The 3,002-nt window shown below is 66.3% G+C and carries 3 protein-coding genes; all 3 read left to right on the top strand.

The features are described from left to right. Window positions 1-225: 225 nt before the first annotated feature. Window positions 226-717 carry a chemotaxis protein CheW gene (locus tag AC5P9I_RS21105; protein WP_049465492.1) on the top strand — a complete coding sequence of 164 codons (492 nt, stop codon included), beginning with the start codon at window positions 226-228 and terminating at the stop codon, window positions 715-717. Between the two features lie 135 nt (window positions 718-852). Beyond that, on the top strand, window positions 853-1,236 hold the full coding sequence (locus AC5P9I_RS21100) for a hypothetical protein (RefSeq protein WP_495217419.1): 384 nt from the start codon (window positions 853-855) through the stop codon (window positions 1,234-1,236). 101 nt (window positions 1,237-1,337) lie between these two features. After that, the coding region (locus AC5P9I_RS21095; protein WP_481457124.1) for a methyl-accepting chemotaxis protein at window positions 1,338-3,002 on the top strand (1,665 nt) is incomplete at its 3' end.

The following is a 3,002-nucleotide window of genomic DNA, read 5'->3' as shown; positions in this document are numbered from 1 at the left end:
GCGGTTCAGGGAGAATCCGGCGTGGGGACCCAAGCTACTTCTCGGTCGCAAGACCTGGATCCACACGGTCGCCCACGCCGGGCTCTCGGCACCCAAGGTGCCAGATCGGCAAGAGATAAGATCCACGCCATGCGTGGATGCCCTTCCCCCGGCACCTAAAGTCCCCCCCAGCGGCGCCGATATCGAGCCTGACACCGGGATTTCCGGCTGAACCAGGACCCCTCGATGAACGACAAGACCCGCTCCGCCGCCAGCGCCGGTGGCGAATTCCTCAGCTTCACCCTTGGCGCCGAGCACTACGGCGTGGACATCCTCAAGGTGCAGGAGATCCGTGGCTACGACGCCGTCACCCGCGTTCCGGACGCCCCGGACTACATCAAGGGCGTGATCAACCTGCGTGGCACCATCGTCCCGGTCATCGACCTGCGCCTGAAGCTGCGCCTGGACAACGCCCGCTATGACGCGTTCACCGTGATGATCGTGCTGAACGTGGAAGACCGCGTGGTCGGCATCGTCGTCGACAGCGTCTCCGACGTGATCCCGCTGTCGGCCGAGCAGATCCGCCCGACCCCGGAATTCGGCGCGGCCGTCGACACCCGTTTCATCTCCGGCATCGGCACCCACGACGATCGCATGCTGATCCTGCTGGACATCGAGACCCTGCTCGACAGCGCCGACATGGGCCAGGCCAGCCTTGCCGAAGACGTCGCTGCCTGAGTAAACGGAACTGCTTCACGTTCCAGTCACAAAACCCTTCAGTTCCCTTCGGCGGTGCCGATAGGGGGACAGAAGCCGGTCGCGCAGGAGCGCGCAGGACCGGCCCGATCGTTACCATCCCCGGAGATACCCTCGATGAAGTCCCTGTTTGCGTTCGTCTCGGCCGCTGTCCTGGCCGCCACCGCCGCCTCCGCTTTCGCCCAGTCGGCCGACATGATCCCGCCGGAAATGGCGCCGCGTTCGGTCGGCAAGGACGGCATGGTCTGTGGCAAGGTCGAAAAGGCCCGTTACGCAGAAGGCTCCGAAGGCCAGCCGACCTTCCTGTACATGGGCGGCGCCTTCCCGCGCCACACCTTCTCGGCGCGCATCGCCGGCGAGAACCGCGGCAAGTTCTCCTTCCCGCTGGAAACCCTGGAAGGCAAGACCGTCTGCGTGATCGGCAAGATCCAGCGCGACGCCTCGCGCGCGGAAATCGAAGTCAGCTCGCCGGCTGGGCTGAAGCTGGCCAACATCAAGTAATCCGCCGTTCGTCGGACCACGCCGGGCCTGGTCCTGGCGTGGTTTCTGCTGCAACCGGGCCCGATGCCCGGGCGCGTCTGCCTTAGGAGCTCGCAACGCCCATGCCGTGGATCAACAACCTGAAACTGATGCCGAAACTGCTGCTGACTTTCGGCGTCCTCCTGCTGGTGATGCTGCTGCAGGGCATCGTCGCCTATCGCGGCCTGCATTCGCTGAACAACGTGACCACCGAGCTGGCCGGTTCTCGCATGGAGAGCATCCGCATGGCCGGCGAGATGCGCGGCATGCTCGGCGAGTACCGCAATGCCGCTTACCAGCAGCTGATCCGCGCCAGCGATGACGTCAAGTCCGATGCGCGCAAGCAGGGTGTCGACCTGCGCGCCAGCATGGACAAGTCGATCAAGGAGTATCCGAAGCTGGTCGACAATCCGCAGCAGAAGAAGCTGTTCGACGCCTTCGCCAAGGAATGGAAGGACGCGCTGGCGTCCTATGACAGCGTCACCGAGATGCTGGAACTGGACCTGCCCGACGACGCCATCGATACCTTCGTCGGCGAGACCCGCACCAAGCACCGCAAGGCCGCCTCGGCGCTGGAGGCGCTGATCGCCGAAGACAACCGCCTCGCCCGCGCGTCGCGCGATGAGGCTGCATCCACCTACTCCGCCTCGGCCGTGCTGACCGTGATCGCCCTGCTGGGCGGCGCTGCGCTCGGCCTGGTACTGGTGTGGCTGTTTGCCCGTGCCCTGGTGGGCAGCGTGCGTGGCGCCGTGTCGGTCGCCAACGACGTGGCCGGTGGCAAGCTCGACGGCCACATCGATGTCAGCCGCCAGGACGAAGTGGGCGAACTGATGCAGGCCATGCAGCGCATGCAGCGCGACCTGCGCGAGCGCATCGAGACCGACCAGGCGATCGCCCGCGAGAACCTGCGCATCCGTACGGCGCTGGATTACAGCTCGACCGGCGTCTACCTGACCGATACCAGCAACACCATCGTCTACAGCAACCGCGCCCTGCAGCAGACCCTGAGCCAGTACCAGGACGAACTGCGCCGTGACCTGCCGGACTTCGACGCCCAGGCCCCGCTGATCGGCAAGCCGGTCACCGTGCTTGAGCACCGTGGCGAGATGGACCAGACCCTGCTGAACAACCTGAAGGCACACGGTGTCGCCCGTCGCCCGATGCAGTACGGCGATGCCCAGTTCGCCCAGGTGGTCTCGACCATCCGCAACGAAGGCGGCGACACCGTCGGCTACGTGGTGGAGTGGCGTGACCGCACCCAGGAAGCGCAGGTTGAAGCCGAAGTCGCCCGCGTGATTGCCCAGGCCGCCGCCGGCGACCTGTCCGGCCGCATCGACGCCTCCGACAAGGAGGGCTTCTTCCTGCAGCTGGCCCAGCAGATCAACGGCCTGCTGGACGCCAACGCCGGCAGCATCGAGCAGGTCTCGGGCCTGCTGGCCGCACTGTCGCAGGGTGACCTGACCGTGCGCATGCAGGGCGATTACCAGGGCGTGTTCGCCCGCATGCGCGACGACGCCAACGCCACCGCCGCACAGCTCAGCGAGATCGTCACCCGCATCAAGCAGTCCAGCCGCGCGATCAGCTCCGCCGCCGGTGAAATCGCCTCCGGCAACAGCGACCTGTCGCGCCGTACCGAACAGCAGGCCGCCAACCTGGAAGAAACCGCCGCCTCGATGGAGGAACTGACCTCCACCGTGCGCCAGAACGCCGAGCACGCCCGCCAGGCCAACCAGCTGGCCATCGGCGCG

The sequence above is a fragment of the Stenotrophomonas sp. YJH_SMC_29 genome (assembly GCF_059371235.1).
The sequence above is the reverse complement of the archived record's forward strand: the minus strand, read 5'-3'. Positions and strand labels throughout refer to the sequence as shown.

Excerpts from the sequence above, each read along its gene's own strand:
- AC5P9I_RS21100 (WP_495217419.1), top strand. The coding sequence starts at position 853 with ATGAAGTCCCTGTTTGCGTTCGTCTCGGCCGCTGTCCTGGCCGCCACC.
- AC5P9I_RS21105 (WP_049465492.1), top strand. The coding sequence starts at position 226 with ATGAACGACAAGACCCGCTCCGCCGCCAGCGCCGGTGGCGAATTCCTC.